General features: G+C 52.6%; 13 protein-coding genes. 9 read left to right on the top strand and 4 right to left on the bottom strand.

What is annotated here, in order from left to right; genetic code table 11:
- Nucleotides 1–51 precede the first annotated feature (51 nt).
- The 3 genes from ACOQPU_RS17610 to ACOQPU_RS17600 are packed head-to-tail and all read right to left on the bottom strand — an operon-like array spanning nt 52 to nt 1,586.
- A complete protein-coding gene (locus tag ACOQPU_RS17610; RefSeq protein WP_420641137.1) occupies nt 52–1,002 on the bottom strand; it encodes a GNAT family N-acetyltransferase in 951 nt (316 codons plus the stop codon).
- Between the two features lie 42 nt (nt 1,003–1,044).
- Entirely contained in the window at nt 1,045–1,362 is a 318-nt protein-coding gene (locus ACOQPU_RS17605) for a hypothetical protein (protein ID WP_420641136.1), read from the bottom strand.
- 2 nt (nt 1,363–1,364) lie between these two features.
- Nucleotides 1,365–1,586, bottom strand: coding sequence for a DUF433 domain-containing protein (locus ACOQPU_RS17600; RefSeq protein WP_420641135.1), 222 nt, complete (start codon nt 1,584–1,586; stop codon nt 1,365–1,367).
- A 183-nt stretch (nt 1,587–1,769) separates the two neighbouring features.
- On the opposite strand from ACOQPU_RS17600, the gene ACOQPU_RS17595 reads away from it, so the two are divergent.
- Nucleotides 1,770–3,758 carry an amidohydrolase family protein gene (locus ACOQPU_RS17595; protein WP_420641134.1) on the top strand — a complete coding sequence of 663 codons (1,989 nt, stop codon included), beginning with the start codon at nt 1,770–1,772 and terminating at the stop codon, nt 3,756–3,758.
- 32 nt (nt 3,759–3,790) lie between these two features.
- Here ACOQPU_RS17595 and ACOQPU_RS17590 read toward each other — a convergent pair whose 3' ends face one another.
- Nucleotides 3,791–4,114: an SCP2 sterol-binding domain-containing protein gene (locus ACOQPU_RS17590; RefSeq protein WP_420641133.1), complete on the bottom strand. Its 324-nt coding sequence runs from the start codon at nt 4,112–4,114 to the stop codon at nt 3,791–3,793.
- 163 nt (nt 4,115–4,277) lie between these two features.
- Here ACOQPU_RS17590 and ACOQPU_RS17585 point away from each other — a divergent pair, with 163 nt between their 5' ends.
- The 8 genes from ACOQPU_RS17585 to ACOQPU_RS17550 all read left to right on the top strand — a co-directional run bounded on the left by ACOQPU_RS17585 (nt 4,278) and on the right by ACOQPU_RS17550 (nt 15,615).
- Nucleotides 4,278–5,423 (top strand): DUF3179 domain-containing protein, encoded by a 1,146-nt coding sequence (locus ACOQPU_RS17585; RefSeq protein ID WP_420641132.1) that lies wholly within the window; start codon nt 4,278–4,280, stop codon nt 5,421–5,423.
- A gap of 397 nt (nt 5,424–5,820) precedes the next feature.
- Nucleotides 5,821–8,886 (top strand): glycosyl hydrolase family 18 protein, encoded by a 3,066-nt coding sequence (locus ACOQPU_RS17580; RefSeq protein ID WP_420641131.1) that lies wholly within the window; start codon nt 5,821–5,823, stop codon nt 8,884–8,886.
- A 92-nt stretch (nt 8,887–8,978) separates the two neighbouring features.
- Entirely contained in the window at nt 8,979–10,295 is a 1,317-nt protein-coding gene (locus ACOQPU_RS17575; protein ID WP_420641130.1) for a hypothetical protein, read from the top strand.
- 114 nt (nt 10,296–10,409) lie between these two features.
- A complete protein-coding gene (locus ACOQPU_RS17570; protein WP_420641129.1) occupies nt 10,410–11,600 on the top strand; it encodes a hypothetical protein in 1,191 nt (396 codons plus the stop codon).
- A 120-nt stretch (nt 11,601–11,720) separates the two neighbouring features.
- Nucleotides 11,721–12,215 (top strand): CopD family protein, encoded by a 495-nt coding sequence (locus ACOQPU_RS17565; RefSeq protein WP_420641128.1) that lies wholly within the window; start codon nt 11,721–11,723, stop codon nt 12,213–12,215.
- 261 nt (nt 12,216–12,476) lie between these two features.
- Nucleotides 12,477–13,124: a sugar transferase gene (locus tag ACOQPU_RS17560; RefSeq protein ID WP_420641127.1), complete on the top strand. Its 648-nt coding sequence runs from the start codon at nt 12,477–12,479 to the stop codon at nt 13,122–13,124.
- Between the two features lie 186 nt (nt 13,125–13,310).
- Nucleotides 13,311–14,255, top strand: coding sequence for a ribonuclease Z (locus tag ACOQPU_RS17555; protein WP_420641126.1), 945 nt, complete (start codon nt 13,311–13,313; stop codon nt 14,253–14,255).
- 142 nt (nt 14,256–14,397) lie between these two features.
- A complete protein-coding gene (locus ACOQPU_RS17550; protein WP_420641125.1) occupies nt 14,398–15,615 on the top strand; it encodes an ATP-grasp domain-containing protein in 1,218 nt (405 codons plus the stop codon).
- The last annotated feature ends 216 nt before the right edge of the window (nt 15,616–15,831 follow it).

Raw genomic sequence — 15,831 nt, 5'->3', positions numbered from 1 at the left:
ACGTAGCCGCGGATTCTTTCCGCGTACCAGTGGCGCAGAAAGAATCTGCGGCTACAACTCTTTTTCGTAAAAAGTCCAGGCGGGCAGGGGCTTGAAGCCTAATTCCAGGTTGAGCTGGAACATGGGATTGTTTTCTTCGTTGTCGGTGCGGATGGTATGGAAACCGTTTTCTTGAGCGTATTGAATACTTTGCAATTTTAGGGCGGTGGCGATTTTGCGGCGGCGATGGCTGCAGATGACGCCCGTGATGCCGGCAAAAAGTGCAGACGGCCGTCTACTCATCACATTCACCACACACATCCCCACATACTCAGCCTGCTTATCCACCGCAATCGCCCAAGAATCGGGCCGGAAGTCCTCGCCCTGGTAATAGTTGGCATACGCTTCAAATGGGGTTGGTGGTTCTGGGTGGGGCGTGGGAATGTCCTGCTCGATTTGGGTAAATAGCTGCCAGATGTTGTGCTGCCACTCGGGGTCTGCCTGCATCACGTCGGTCAGAGTAACAAAGCGAATGCCTTGCTCTCGAACGCTGGCCATCATGGCCTCGTAATCGGCCAGTCGCACCTGCCGCACGTCCAGCGCGGAGCGGGGAAAGCGCATCATCAGCTTAAAATCATCGGCTTCCAATAATTTGGTACGAAACGTCTCATTTTCCGGCGGCTCGCTCACAATTTTGGTTGGTTGCAACCTGGCGATTTCAGCTAACAGGTAGCGGTGCATTTGGGTGGGAACGGCCGTTTCTTGCCAATCTGGCAGCACATAAAGCGCAAACTGAACCTGCTTTGCGCCAGGTTTGTGATAATGGGTGCCTCGTGCCACTACCTGCCCACCAAGCTCACCGAGGACGCGAACGGCCGTAAATTCATCAAAAAACGCAGCATCATCCTGCCGCAAAATAGCCACCGTTAGCTGCTCATCCGGGTTGCGAAAGCGGTTCATCTGGATGAGGGCGTTGTAGTCGTCGTTTGTGGGTTGGAACGGCCGTATCTTCAAAGGTTTCATGAGGATGTCGATGAATATGGTTGGTTAGTCTACAGAATGGAGTTAGATCGGAATTTCAGCGTAACCACCCACACTCATCGCGTTGACAATATCTTTTATTTCGTCAATACGGTGACTGATTTTAGGCCACGAGGTAGAGAGCAAGACGACAATTGCCATTTGACGCTCTCGCAAATTTTGCTGGTAGCGTAAGTTTTGGTCAGTTGTAATAAACAGTTGGAAACCTGCTTCCTCAGCCGCTTGTAGCAAATCGCCATTTGACAATTTAGACCACCCTTGTTCATAGGCTGTGACCACAGTATGTTCAATGAGATGGCGACGTAAGGGTACTGGTGTTCCCTGATCAAACAAAATCTTCATATTTAGATGGCACTTGCCAACATCTCTATTTCATAATCAAGGACAGCCTCAACCTGGACTCGCTCTACGCCAGGAAACCACTCTAAAAACTCCTCCACCGTAGCACCATCCCGTAGATTCTCGAATAATGCAGAGACCGGAACCCTTGTTCCTCGAAAGACCCAAGCACCGCTAATCTTGTTTGGATCACGCTCAACAGCTTCTATTGCTTCCCACTGTCTCATTATTACCACCTTCATTGCAGAAAATAGTTTACGTTACTAATGTGACTAACTTCCCAAAGTATAACAGATTCATCATTGTAGCAGGAATTCGGTATAATCCCCTCGATGCCGTAAACGGTAAACAGTAATCCGTTATCGGTAACTACTGAATACCGAATACCGATTACCGAAAACGGAGGAAACATGCCTCAACAGGCTGATATTTTGCTCACAGGCGGCACCGTCGTCACCATGAATGAGCAGTTTGAGATTATTGAGAATGGCGCAGTGGCAGTTGCAGGAGATTCGATTGTAGCGATTGGCCCCACAGCCACCCTTACCGCCGAATTCCAGGCCGACGAAACGGTAGACTGCGCCGGGCAAGTCATCATGCCGGGATTGGTCAACGCCCACACGCACGTACCCATGACCCTGTTCCGAGGGTTGAATGACGATCTGCGACTGGACGTCTGGCTGGGCTACCTGATGCCAGTCGAGCGGGAGTTTGTGACGCCGGACTTTGTGAAGCTGGGCACGCGCATCGCCTGCGCCGAGATGATCCGCTCTGGCGTGACCACCTTTGCCGATATGTACTACTTTGAAGAGGCGATTGCGGAGGAAACGGCCGTCATCGGCATGAGAGCCTTGCTAGGGCAAACCGTCCTCGTCTTCCCCGCCCCAGACGCCGCCACTTATGAAGACGCCCTCGTCCTCGCCCGCCGCTTCATCGAGCGATGGAACGGCCATCCGCTCATCCAGCCTGCGGTGGCCCCCCACGCCTGGTATACCGGCACGCCAGAAATGGACCGCGCCTGCGCCGACTTAGCTCGCGCTTTTGACGTGCCAATTCACACCCACGTCGCCGAAACCAGCTTCGAGGTAGAAAACGCTCGCCAGCAGCACCACACACCTGTGGTGCCCGTTATTGCCAAGCACGGCCTGCTCAACACCAAGTTACTGGCTGCCCACTGCGTTCATCTGGAAAAAAGCGAAATGTTTGCCCTGAAGCAAGCGGGCGCAGGTGTGGCCCACTGCCCCAGCAGCAACCTGAAGCTGGCCAGCGGGATCGCCAACGTGAAAGCGATGCTAGATGTAGGAATCAATCTGGGGGTCGGCACCGACGGCCCCGCCAGCAACAACGATCTGGACATGATTGAGGAAGTGCGGCTGGCAGCCCTGCTGGCCAAAGCGCAATCCAGCGACCCTACAGTGCTGCCGGCTCGGCAAGCCCTAGAGCTGGTGACGCGGCGCGGCGCACGCGCCTTGCACATGGGGGAAGTGACGGGTAGCCTGGAAGTAGGCAAACGCGCTGATTTGGCGGTAGTCAGCATGAATCACCTGCACAACTGGCCTCACTTCAATAACAATCCGGATGGCGTGTACTCCCGCCTGATCTATGCGGCCAAAAGTGGGGATGTGCAGCATGTGATGTGCAACGGCCGTTGGCTCATGCAAAATCAGGAGCTGCTGACGGTCAACGAAAAGGAGGCGATGGCTGATGCCGCCCAGGTTGCTGCCGAGATCGATGCTTTTGTGCGGCGGCGAGAATCCAGCCCGTACAACAAGCTGGTGCTGCTCTCTGGTGTGCAGCGACAGGAGAGTTTTGAGGTACAGGTAAAGGCACCGATGGTGGAAAAGGAAGCTGTGTTTGACTTCCTCAACGGCGAGCATTGCACCATCGTGCGGGACGCCCATTACAAACAGTACGACCATTACTTCATCTTTGCCGATGAAGACCCCGATTCTGCCCGGCTACGCTACCGTGAAGACGAGTTTGTGGGGGAAGATGGTAACGTTTACCAGACGCGCACCCGCCTCACGCTCATCGGCGAAGGAGAGCGGCTAGAGTTCTCTAACGCAGTAATGCTATCGCGCACCCGCTTTTGGGCAGACGCAGACCGCAGCCTGCGCTTTTACCGCGAATATTTTGCGCCGGAATCAGAAATTGAGGTGGTGAAGGATCGCCTGCGCTGGCACATCATCTTCAAAGATACAGATTTTGCCATCAACTTCGACAAGGTGGTTGAACCAGCCGTGCCGGGTAACTTTTTGGAAATCAAATCACGCACCTGGTCCCGCTCCGATGCGGAACGAAAGGCGGGGCTGATTGCTGAAATTTTGTCGTTGGTGGGGGTAGATTTAGAAACGGCTGAACGGCAGGAATATGCGGATATTGCCCAAAATAATAAGTAAGGGCGGTTTGCGAACCGCCCCTACAAAACAAATTATCCCATCTTGAACATCGTCTGGAATTTCATGACGGTGTTGAGATCACCACTCACTTTCACCTTGCCACCCATGAAAGCCATCATCGGGTTTAGCTTGCCCGTCATCATATCTACATAGTCGCTGCCAGTCATGCTGATGGTGGCATCTGCGCCATCAACAATGCCATCCTCAACGGTGCAGCTGCCATTGTCAATTTTGACGGTCCACTGCCCACCTTCTTCACCAGACAGGTCGAAAGCAACGGCAGCATTCATGTCACCGGCTTTTTCAGGGATAAGGTTATCAGGGGTTCGTGCAAAAATATCGGCTGGGGTTGTCATTTACTGACTCCTTTATTTGTTCTAAAATTGGATTTATTACGCACTGCGGCATGAGAGGAGTATAACAACGGCCGTATCCGTGTCAAGCTTACAGAACTTCTGCGTTAGATTCTTACACTATTAAGGAAGCAAAACATCGTAAACAGGCAAAAAGGAGTTGTGTATGCTCTTGAATCGATTAAATCAACCAAAAGGATGGTTGCTCTTGGCACTGCTGTTTTTGGTAGCCTGTGGCGGTGGCGGTAGTGAAACGGCCGTTTCACCCACCAACACTGCACCAGCCGAAACCAACGCCCGCGACACGGAAGCTGCCCAGGAGCAACCTGTTGCCAACGAGCGATTTCCTGCCGACAAATATGCCGATTTTGAGATTGTGACCCTGCTACCGCGAGATGCGATCCCGGCCATCGACAACCCGCAATTTTTAGGCATTGCGGAAGCAGATGAATTTTATGATCCTGATGAATTGATCATTGGCGTAGAATTTGACGGTGATGCTCGTGCCTACTCTGTCCCTTTTTTGAGCAACCATGAAATTGTCAACGACACCGTTGGCGGCGTGAAAATCGCCGTTACCTGGTGACCGCTTTGCTTTACGGGAATCGTGTATTCCCGAGAAATTAATGGGGAAGAATTTACCTTTGGCGTTTCTGGCAAGCTGATTCGCAACGTGCTGGTCATGTATGACAGACAAACAGAAAGTTATTGGAGCCAACTGCTCGGCGAAGCGGTTGATGGCGAACTGGTTGGCACCAAGCTAGAATTTGTGCCTTCGTGGATGATGACCTGGGAGCAGTGGAAAGAGCTGCACCCAAATACCATTGCCTTAGATAAAAATGGTCGCCGTGGTGGCCGCGACGCCTACGACAGCTATTATGTTTCCTCCCAAACAGGCGTTATCCCTGAATCAATCCAGGATGATCGGCTGAATGTGAAAGAGTTTGTGAACGGGGTTGAGCTAGAGGCTGCCACCATTGCCTATGCATTTAGTGCGCTCAACGAGCAACCTGTGCTGAATGACACGGTGGGTGATGAAACGGTGCTGGTAATTTTCGATGTGGAAACGGCCGTTTCCGTTGCCTTTAGCCGCATTGTAGATGATCAAACCCTCACTTTTGTGGCGACAGACACCCCACTCGTCATCCAAGATAATGAAACCGACACTCGTTGGGATGCCCTTACCGGGGAAGCGTTGGCAGGGCCACTGGCTGGTTCACAATTGACGCGCCACAAAGGCATAACGTCCTTCTGGTTCGGCTGGAAAGATATTCACCCAGACACGCTGGTTTTTGGCGTTGATGAATATTAATTTGTTGCAGAGACGTTGCTGTGCAACGCCTCTGCATTCTTAACGTTTCCTCAAAGATTCTCCTGTTTAATGTAAGCAGCCTTACCCTTGTTTGCCTCCTTTTTCATCATTGTGCTAGAATGTTCGCCGCTCTGGTAAAAATTGATATGACCAGAGAAGAAGCGGCTCATATTGAACGATTAGATTGCTATTTTTGGTAAAACCGTTCATAAGCCGCTTTTTGCATGAATGCTGCATAGGTGTTCATAATATTTTAGGGAAGAGGATAAAAAGTGGTAGATTCCGCAGCAATGGCTATCAAGCTGTTGTTTATCTACCTTGCCTGAAAACGGCCGTATCCCCACCTAAGTCTATCCTAATGCAGCAGCTAGTTGTGAACCAACGGAGGTATTAAGTTATGGAAGAGGAACGGCCGTCTGAAGACACCACCTCAGAAATTGAACAACCTGCACGCTCTGGCATGTTAGTCGGCGGAATTGTACTCGTTGTAATTCTCATCATCGCTGGTCTGTTTTTGCCCCCCATCTCATTAGGGGAACGGCTTGGCTTTGGCGGTGAAGAAGACACAACCACAGAAAGCTCGCCCACTGCAGCCCCAACCGAAGCAGAAACTGTCGCCGCCAGCAGCCCATCTATTGCTGGTGAGGTAGATGTACTCGTTAGCGACACCAGCGCGGTGGTCAATGTTAGCAGCCTCAGCGAAAGTGATGCGGCTGCCGAACTGGGCGCATTCCCCGCCAACAGCACCGTGCGTGGCAATGTTTATAAGGTAGACCATGATGCCAACGCCCTCAGCGGCAAAGTGGCAATCAATGTACCCGCCGGAACGGCCGTTGAAATGGTCGATCTCTATGGCTGGAACGGCGGAAGTTGGAACTTTATCCCTAGCCAACTCGACTTGGAAACCCGCCAAATCGTTTCGCCAGATCACAATTTGTACCAGGCGTTTGCCCTGGTTGAGCCGGGCGAGCCAGAAACGGTTGCCGTTGGGGCCGAGCTTCTGCCCCTGCAATCCCTGGCCGATCCGACCCTTGCCAGCCTCACAGAGCTGTCGGCTGGTACGCTGACGCTGGTTGGCACGGGCGATCTGCAAGGTGAAGTGACAGAATTACCAGAAGGCGAGTTTGATGCACTGGTGCGCGTCACCAACGTGGGCGGGGTTGTAGATCAAGGCTCCCTGTCCGCGCTGCTGGGTGATTCCACCGCCCAAATGAACCAGATCAACTCCCTGGTGAACACGGCCGTTTCCGGCAACTTCGCAGGTATCAATCTGGATTATCAAGGCGTGGATGACTCTCAAAAAGAGGCATTCACCTCTTTTGTTAGCAGCCTGGCCGATGCCCTCCATGCTCAAAACTTGACCCTGGCTGTTACCCTAGCTGCACCGGAGCAGGATGGCGGCCAATGGCTTACCGGTGGACAAGATTGGACTGCACTTGGGGACATTGCCGATATTTTATACTTGAACATGCCGCTGGACCCAACATCTTTTGGCACCAATGGCACCAGCATGCAGCTACTCAACTGGGCCACCCGTCTGGTAGACCGTAACAAGCTCACCATGATGGTTAACGCTGGAGCAGTTGATCGCGTGGGCGATGCGTTTCTGGAAATGCCCAATGAACAAGCTCTAGCCAACTTTGGCCAGATAGAATTTGTAGCTGGCGGGGAAGAGGTAGAGCCAGGCACAGCCATCGAACTGGCCCTCTCTGGCGATGCGTCACCATTAGAATGGGATGGCACCAGCTTAACGTACCGCTACAGCTACGAAATGAATGACCAAACGCACGATGTTTGGTTAGGTAACCCCGCCGCCCTCAGCAACCGTCTGGAGCTGGCAGAGCGGTACCGCCTGCGCGGTGTGGCCGTTCGTGGTCTGGGCAATGTAGCAGATGAAGCTGGTTACGCCGCTTCCCTGGCTGCATTTACCGGCCTTGGCACACCACCAGAAACCAGCGGAGCGGCCATTGTCTGGACCGTCACGGACGAAGATGGCAGCATCTTGGCCAGCGAAAGCGGCAGCGACCTCACGTTTGCCTGGGACGGTGAAGAAGCAGAAGGCGACTACACGATCAATGCCGAGTTTGCTCTGGGTGAAGCGGTCGCAACGTTGGGTTCTGTCATAGTTAACGTGGCCGCCTCTGTAGTAGAAGAAGCTGAAGCAGAAACGGCCGTTGTCACCCCCACAGAATCTACCGGTGGCAGTGGAACCATCGACCCAGGTGATGCCGATGCGGTGGTCAATGTAAACGCCAACGTCCGTTTGGGGCCAGGGTTATCCTACGGCCTCATTGCAGGTGGGTTAAGCCAGGGAACACGCGTTGATGTGATTGGTCGCAATTCAAACGCCAGTTGGTTCCAGATTACCATGCCAACTGATGGTACAAAAGGCTGGATTTTTGGCACCCTGCTAGACCTGAACAGCAATCTGGATGTGAGCAGCCTGGAGATTGTAGAAGTAGATCCGCCCACGGTTAGTGATGGTGGTGGTACCTCCCCAGCAGCTCCGCCCCCCCCGCCCGTTACCAACGCAACTTTTGAACTGGGTGGCCAATCCGCCGGTATGCCTATTGGGGCTATGCAATCCTCTGGCATGACGTGGATTAAGCGGCAGCACAAATGGAGCCCAGGTAATTCAGCCACAGACGTGCAAGGTCTCATTACCGAAGGGCATAATGCTGGGTTTAAAGTGCTTCTTAGCATCCCAGGGCAGCTCAACCCAACCAGCATTGACTTCAACGGCTATGTCGAATTTCTGCGTGGGGTAGCCTCCTTGCCCGACCCGCCAGATGCCATCGAAGTGTGGAATGAAATGAACATCACGCGTGAATGGCCTAATGGAGAAATTAATCCGGCCTCTTACGTTAACAACATGCTGCGCCCGGCGTACAACGCCATCAAGGGAGCCAATCCAAACATTTTGGTTATTTCAGGTGCGCCCGCGCCAACTGGTTTCTTTGCCGGTGGCTGCGGTGGTGGTGGCTGTGACGACGCCCCCTACATCGCTGGCATGATGGCCGCAGGCGCAGGCTCCGTTTCGGACTGTATTGGCGTCCATTACAATGAAGGCATCATGCCTCCAGCCGCCACCAGTGGTGATCCACGTGGCAATGGTGGCCACTACACACGCTACTTCCAGGGCATGATCAATGCCTATGTGGCGGCGGGTGCTGGGCAGCTATGCTTTACAGAGCTAGGCTACCTGAGCGGTGAAGAGTGGGGCTTTGTGCCGTCTGGCTTCTTGTGGCGCGCGCCTTACAACCTTACGGTGGCCGAACACGCCCAATATTTGGCCGAGGCGGTTAGCCTGGGTGCCAATAGCGGTCGTGTGCGGATGATTATTATCTTCAATGTGGACTTTACCACCTGGGGAGATGACCCGCAGGCAGGGTACGCGATGATTCGCCCCAACGGCGGTTGCCCAGCATGTGATACTGTCGGTGCAGTGATGCAAGGTCGTTAACCAACAACGATTCAATAAAATTAGAAGGGCGCATGTTGGTATTCCCAAGATGCGCCTTTTTGCTAGGATGTCATGACAATGAGGAGATATTTATGAATAAGTGGCTGCGTTTTGCATTTTTAGCTGGGACTTTATTGCTTTTGGTTGCTTGTGGCGGTAGTGAACCGGAAACGGCCGTTTCTGACACCAGTTCTGAAACTGTGCCCAATCCGCCAACGCCGGAACCAGCCGCTACGGCCACGTTAGCACTGCCGCCGGTCGTGGTGGTTGAAGAAGGTGAGGCAGCCACCAGCGAAGAAGCGTCTGCCCCAGAAATGGTGGAAGAAGTAAAAATACGGCCGTGGCCTGCCGACAAATTCGGCTACGGCGTGCAGATTCATGGGAACGCCACAGTGGGCGACCCCATCTTCACGATGGATACGGTAGAAGGGCAGCTTGGTCTGGATTGGGTAAAGATGCAAATACAGTGGTGGCTCATCCACCCCTCGCCCGATGCCGACCAATGGTTCTTCTACGATGGTGTTATTGATGAAGCGGCCAACCACAACCTGAACCTGATGGTGAGCGTGGTTGGCTCCCCGGAATGGACGCGAGCGGCCAACAACCACATCGGCCCGCCAGACGATTACAATGAGTACGCCAACTTCCTCACCGAATTAATTAATCGGCACCCCGGCAAGATTGATGCCATCGAAGTGTGGAACGAGCAAAATTTGGATCGCGAATGGCAAACGACCAATGGTATTAGCCCAGAAGATTACGTCCGCTTTCTGGAGGTTGCTTACAACGCCATCAAAGCTGCCGACCCAGACATCATCGTCATTAGTGGCGCACTCTCCCCCACTGGCACGGGTGATTGGGTGCGCTGGGCCGACGATTTTGAGTATCTGGATCGAGCCCTGGCCGCCGGTATGCTCAACTACGCCGACTGCGTAGGTGCCCATCACAACGGGTACAACATTGCTCCAGATGTAGCATTTGATCAGGCAGGGAGTACGGCAGAGGCGGCAACGGCCGTTTTCCGAGGCCCCTTCGACAATCCACACCATAGCTGGAGTTTCAAAACCACGCTAGACACCTATGCCCAAAAAATCCAGGCGATAGACCCCAACATGAAGCTGTGCGTCACTGAGTTTGGCTGGGCCAGCAGTGAGGGGTACGATGTCGTTCCCGAAGGATTTGCCTTTGCCCAGGACAACACGCTGGAGGAGCAAGCCGCCTACGTTGTGCAGGCGTTCCAGCAAATGCACGCTTCCGGCAACGTCTGGCTCGCCTTCTTGTTCAACTATGACTTTGGCAACAAGGGCAGTGGTCCGCAAGATGACCCCGTTCCGTACAGCATCGTAGACATCAATGGTGCACCACGCCCGGCATTTGCTGCCGTGGCAGACATGGAAAAACCAGACTAAATTTAAAATAGTTATTGAGTCATTCACAATTGCTGAATGACTCAATGACTCAATGACTCATTTCCCTTGACAAACGCTCGCCTCTTTCGCATCGTAACTGGATATTTATTTGTAATGCTTCTATTGGCAAGCTGTAGCACTTCCCAAACAGATGCCACGCAGGAAGCTGCACCGGCTACGCCAGAAGCCATCCTTACGTTACCCCCACCTGACATAGAGATAGTTATGAACGGAACGGCCGTACCCACGCCCACACCTCAGCTCCCCTCCGGCCAACTGTTCAATTCCCCTGAATACGGCGTTCACCTGTCCCAATGGTGGCATGTAGATGATGTGCTGCCCCGCGACTTAGAAATGGTGCAAGCGATGGAGTTTGGCTGGGTCAAGCAAGTTTTCGCCTGGCGCGACATTGAAGGCAATGCCAAAGGAGAATTCAACTGGTACCGTCCCGAACGCATTGTGCAGCAGGCAAATGAGGCCAATCTCAACCTGCTGGTTCGCATCGACCATCAACCCTTGTGGAGCGTACAAGCATTGGTAGATAAGCCAATTACCCAAAACCAGCCGCCAGCAAACTACCAAGACTTTGGCGATTTTTGCTTTGCTTTAGCAAACCGCTTCACAGGGCAAATTCAAGCCTATCAGGTTTGGAATGAACCCAATCTCAATCGAGAATGGGGCGAACAAACGCCAAATCCAGCAGAGTATACCGAGCTGCTGCGCGTATGCTACGAGGGCATCAAGGCGGGTGACCCAAATGCAATTGTGGTGTCCGCCGGACTAGCACCCACAGGTGGGCCAATGCCGCTTGCGATGCCAGACGATGAATTTTTACAAGGCATGTACGAGGCTGGTGCCTCAGACTATTTTGATGCGCTTGGCCTGAATGCCCCAGGCTACAAAGCGCCACCCGAATTACCGCCTGAAGAAGGCTTGAATGAAGAGTGGGGCGGCCACCGCTGGAACGTCTTCCGTCACGTGGAAGATATGCGCAACATCATGGTTGCCAACGGGGATGCAGACAAGCAAGTCGTCATCCTGGAAACGGGCTGGATTTTGCAGCAAGATTTGCATCCTTCTTACACATGGCATGGCGTAACCGAGCAGCAGCAGGCGGATTATTTAATGGGTGCGTACCAGTTTGCCCGCGAAAATTGGCAGCCATGGATTGGCCCTATCTTCACCATTTACATGGCTGATGCCACCTGGAACCCCGAAGAGCATGAACAATATTGGTGGTCGATTGTGCGGCCGGATGGCACGCCCCGTCAAGCCTATCTGGCACTTAAAACAATGCCTAAGTAGCTGTTCGGAGTTAGCTTAGCGGCTTGGGAACAGCTACTTCAAGCCCATTCGCCAATCCCAAGCTGTGTAACAAGCCTTTATTCTGCGAATGGGCACTAAATGCCCCAAGGTACGTGTGTGATGTTTTGGATTCTTGTTTTCTCTTACTGGATTCATTTGCTGGCAACTGTCATCTGGTTTGGCAGTCTGGTGCTGATGGCAATAGCTGCCTGGCCTGCGCTGCGCAAGGGAGCCGTCAGCGAAAACAGTTGGCTCACGTTGCAAAAACAGCTCACCCCTTGGGCAAACATCAGCCTGGTTTTGCTACTCATCACGGGTTTTGTGCAAATGACCAACGATCCAAACTACAGCGGCTTTATGGTCATTGATAGCACCTGGGCCTGGGCCATGCTGGTGAAGCACATTGCCTTTGGCCTCCTGGCTGCGCTGACGGTCTATTTGCAATTCAGCTTGTATCCCGCAGCAGATCGGATCGCCTTATTGGCAGGCAAACGGCCGCAGCTAGCCAAAACCGAACAGCAGAAGCTAACGCAGCGAGAGAAGAAGATTTTGTGGCTCAATGTCGCTTGCGCTGTTGCCATTTTATTTTGTACGGCCGTGGCCACGGCCGTATAGCCACATTTACCGCTCTAAATTCCCCTTACAAACAACCTTACGCTTTCCTTTCTACAACAAAAATAGCAAGCCTTTCCCCCCTGGAACAGGCAAAACCGCCGTTAAGTTTTGGTAAGCATCATCGTAAGTTGCCCTACGTACACTATGTGTAAAGTTAAAAACACTGATTTGATAGCATCGAGCGTATATATCGCAGTCATTCATAGGAGTACAACATTGATCCAAGCAACACAAACAAGCCAACTCCTAGAAAAGGCCACCATGGAAGCAAATACTGCAAATAACGAACAACAGATGGCAGCAACACGGTACAATCGTGCCTTGAAACTTGCACTTGACTATATGCTAGCTCTGCCCGGCCTTCTGCTAATTGCCCCCCTGTTTATTTTTCTGGCAATCATGGTGAAGTTAGATTCCCCAGGGCCAGTCTTTCATCGGCGGCGGGTGTTAGGGCTAGACGGCCGTGTTTTTGACGCTTTCAAATTCCGCACCATGTACGTTAACGGGGATGAAATCTTGGCACGATACCCTAAGCTACGCCGGGAGCTTAACAAAAATTACAAGCTGAAATGTGACCCTCGCGTTACGCCGGTTGGCAAATTTCTGCGGAAATTCAGCCTGGATGAACTGCCACAGCTGCTTAACGTACTGGCACGTGATATGTCTCTCATTGGGCCGCGCATCATCGCTCCCGATGAGCTGAACAAGTACGGTCAGTATGGCAACTCGCTAATGATGGTGATGCCTGGTTTAACAGGTCTGTGGCAGGTTAGCGGCCGTTCAGACACCACTTATGACGAGCGCGTCGCCTTGGACATGCAATACATCACCGAATGGTCGGTTTGGTTAGATATTAAAATTCTGCTGCGCACCATTCCAGCAGTTCTAAAAGGAGACGGGGCTTACTAAACCCTCTCCCAGTTGGGAGCCATCTTCATTGTCAGCGATTTGTTGGCAATTTGTGTAAGAAAACGGTTTCATACCTCCTTCTTTCCCCTCAACGTCAAGCCCGTTGAGGGGATTTCTTTGTTTTGGCCAACTGCCTTTCTTCAAATCAGTATCCCCTAAACCAGCAATCACCGATACAATAAGGCCATGTTTGAACTTATCTTTTTAGGCACTTCTGCCTCGGCACCTTCGGTTTATCGGGGGTTATCGGCGCATATTGTTTTGTATCGGGAGCATCGGTTTTTAATTGATTGCGGCGAAGGCACGCAGCGGCAAATTTTGCACAGCGGCCTGGGCTTCAAGCGGCTGAACAAGATTTTGCTGACGCATGGGCATCTGGATCACATTTTGGGCTTGGGTGGGTTTGTCTCTACGCTGGCACGGTGGGAAAACATGGAGCAGGTTGATATTTATGCTGGGCGCAGTACGCTGCGTCGCGTGGCTGATTTGCTCTTTCAGGTGGTTTTCCCCCACGGCCGTTCCCCGCTGCACATCGAGTTAACCAACATACATCCGGGCGTTATCATGGCGGACGATAAGTTTACCCTGTCAGCTTTCTCAGTTCAGCATCGTGGCCCAGACTGCTTTGGCTTTGTGTTTGAAGAAAAGGAGCATCGCCCCTTTTTGGCCGAAAAAGCGGCCGCTTTGGGCGTTCCATTTGGACCAGAACGGGCCGAGCTTGTGCGAGGAGCAGCGGTTACGTTGGCAGACGGCCGTATCATCCAGCCAAATGATGTGTTGGGGAATGCTTTACCTGGCACAAAATATGTGCATGTGGGGGACGTGGGGCGCGTGGAGGAGCTGCTGCCCGTTTGCCAAAACGCCCATACGCTGGTGATAGAAGCCACGTATTTGGAGGAAGATGCCGAACTGGCGCGCCAGTTTGGCCACATGACGGCTGCTCAAGCAGCCCACCTGGCTAAAGAAACCAACGTCAACACCTTGATTCTCACCCACTTATCGCGACGGTACAACGGCCGTATGATTCGCCAGGAAGCACAAGCCATCTTTCCCAACACTTTCGTCGCCCGCGACTTTGACCATTTTCAAATTACCCGTGAGGGTGCAGAGAAACTCAAAAAGAGTAGCTAAGTTAGCTACTAACTCAAATGAAGCCCATCTCGCATTCCAATTTCCGACACATCTAAAGCAATAGAAAACTCAATTTCCATACTAGACAGTTTGCAGGTAAAATGACGGCCGTATGCAAACCTCTAGCCTGTGGAGAGAAAAGATGTCCCAAAATCGCCCCATAACGATTCTGGCAATTGCCAGCGAATGCAAAGGCATCCCTTACCTGCTGGAGGCCAAACGGCAGGATGCGCGCGTGCTGCTGCTCGTTTCTGAAGAAGCCGCCCATCTTCCCGATTGGCCGATGGAGGCTATTGCTGAACGGTTTATCATGCCAGAGTTGTCTAAGCAGCCGGACGTAACTTATGCCGTCAGCTACCTGGCCCGCACGGAGAAAATCGACCGAATTGTGGCTCTGGACGATTATGATGTGGCTACGGCCGCTTCGCTGCGCGAGCATTTACGCATTCCAGGCATGGGCGAGACAACAGCCCGCCATTTTCGGGATAAGCTGGCCATGCGGGTGCGGGCGCGGGATGAAGGAGTGTTGGTGCCTGCATTTACGGCCGTTTTCAACAATGACAATCTTCATGACTTTCTCCAGCAGGTGCCGCCCCCTTGGGTGCTTAAGCCCCGCTTCGAGGCAGGCGCAGTGGGCATCCGGAAGCTGCATGAAGCAGATGCTGTCTGGCAGGCGGTGAATGAGCTTGGCGACCAACGATCGTTTTACTTGCTAGAGCAGTTTGTAGCAGGCAACGTCTGCCATGTCGACTCGCTCATTTGGGAAAACGACGTGGTTTTTGCCATTGCTAGCCAGTACGGTACGCCGCCACTGGCGGTCACTACTGGGGGCGGCATCTTCAACACGCGCACATTGGAACGCAATAGCGAAAGCAACCAGGCACTCATTGCCGCCAACGAAAATTTGATGCGGGTGTTGCGGCAGGTGCGCGGTGTGGCCCATACCGAGTTTATTCAAGCAGAGGCGGACGGCCGTTTCTACTTTTTGGAAACGGCCGCTCGCGTTGGGGGGGCCAACATTGATCGCTTGGTAGAAGCGGCCACAGGCATTGTCCTCTGGCAAGAGGCAGCGCGGATTGATTTGGCCAGCGTGCGCGGCGAGGCATACCAGCCTCTCGTCCCCCGCAATGATTATGCCGGGCTCATTATTTGCCTGGCACAGCAAGAACAGCCCGATTTATCAGCATATGTTGATCCTGAAATTGTGTGGCGACTCCCCAAGAAGTATCATGCCGGGTTATTGGTCGCTGGGGCGGATTACGGCCGTATTCAGCAGCTCATTAACCAATATAACGAACGTTTTGCCCGCGACTTCCTGACGTCGGCTCCCCCAAAATCCAAAGTACGCACCCAAATTTAGACATTTGTGCATCTGAATAGCTAGAGCAAAATTTGAGAAATTTTGCTCTAGCACCCTCCTTAAATTTACCGTTTTGAGGGCAAAATCGAAGATTTGCGTCTATTTTTCCAAAATACTTGACACGTCAACTATATTGCCTATAATCCGGCGCTGTTTTGGCAGCACGCTTGCTGCTACTCGTGAAAATCAACCTGTTAACATTGCACATAACTGTTC

It is taken from the genome of Candidatus Leptofilum sp., from assembly GCF_965223285.1.
In the GTDB taxonomy this organism is placed as follows: domain Bacteria; phylum Chloroflexota; class Anaerolineae; order Promineifilales; family Promineifilaceae; genus Leptofilum.
The sequence above is the reverse complement of the archived record's forward strand: the minus strand, read 5'-3'. Positions and strand labels throughout refer to the sequence as shown.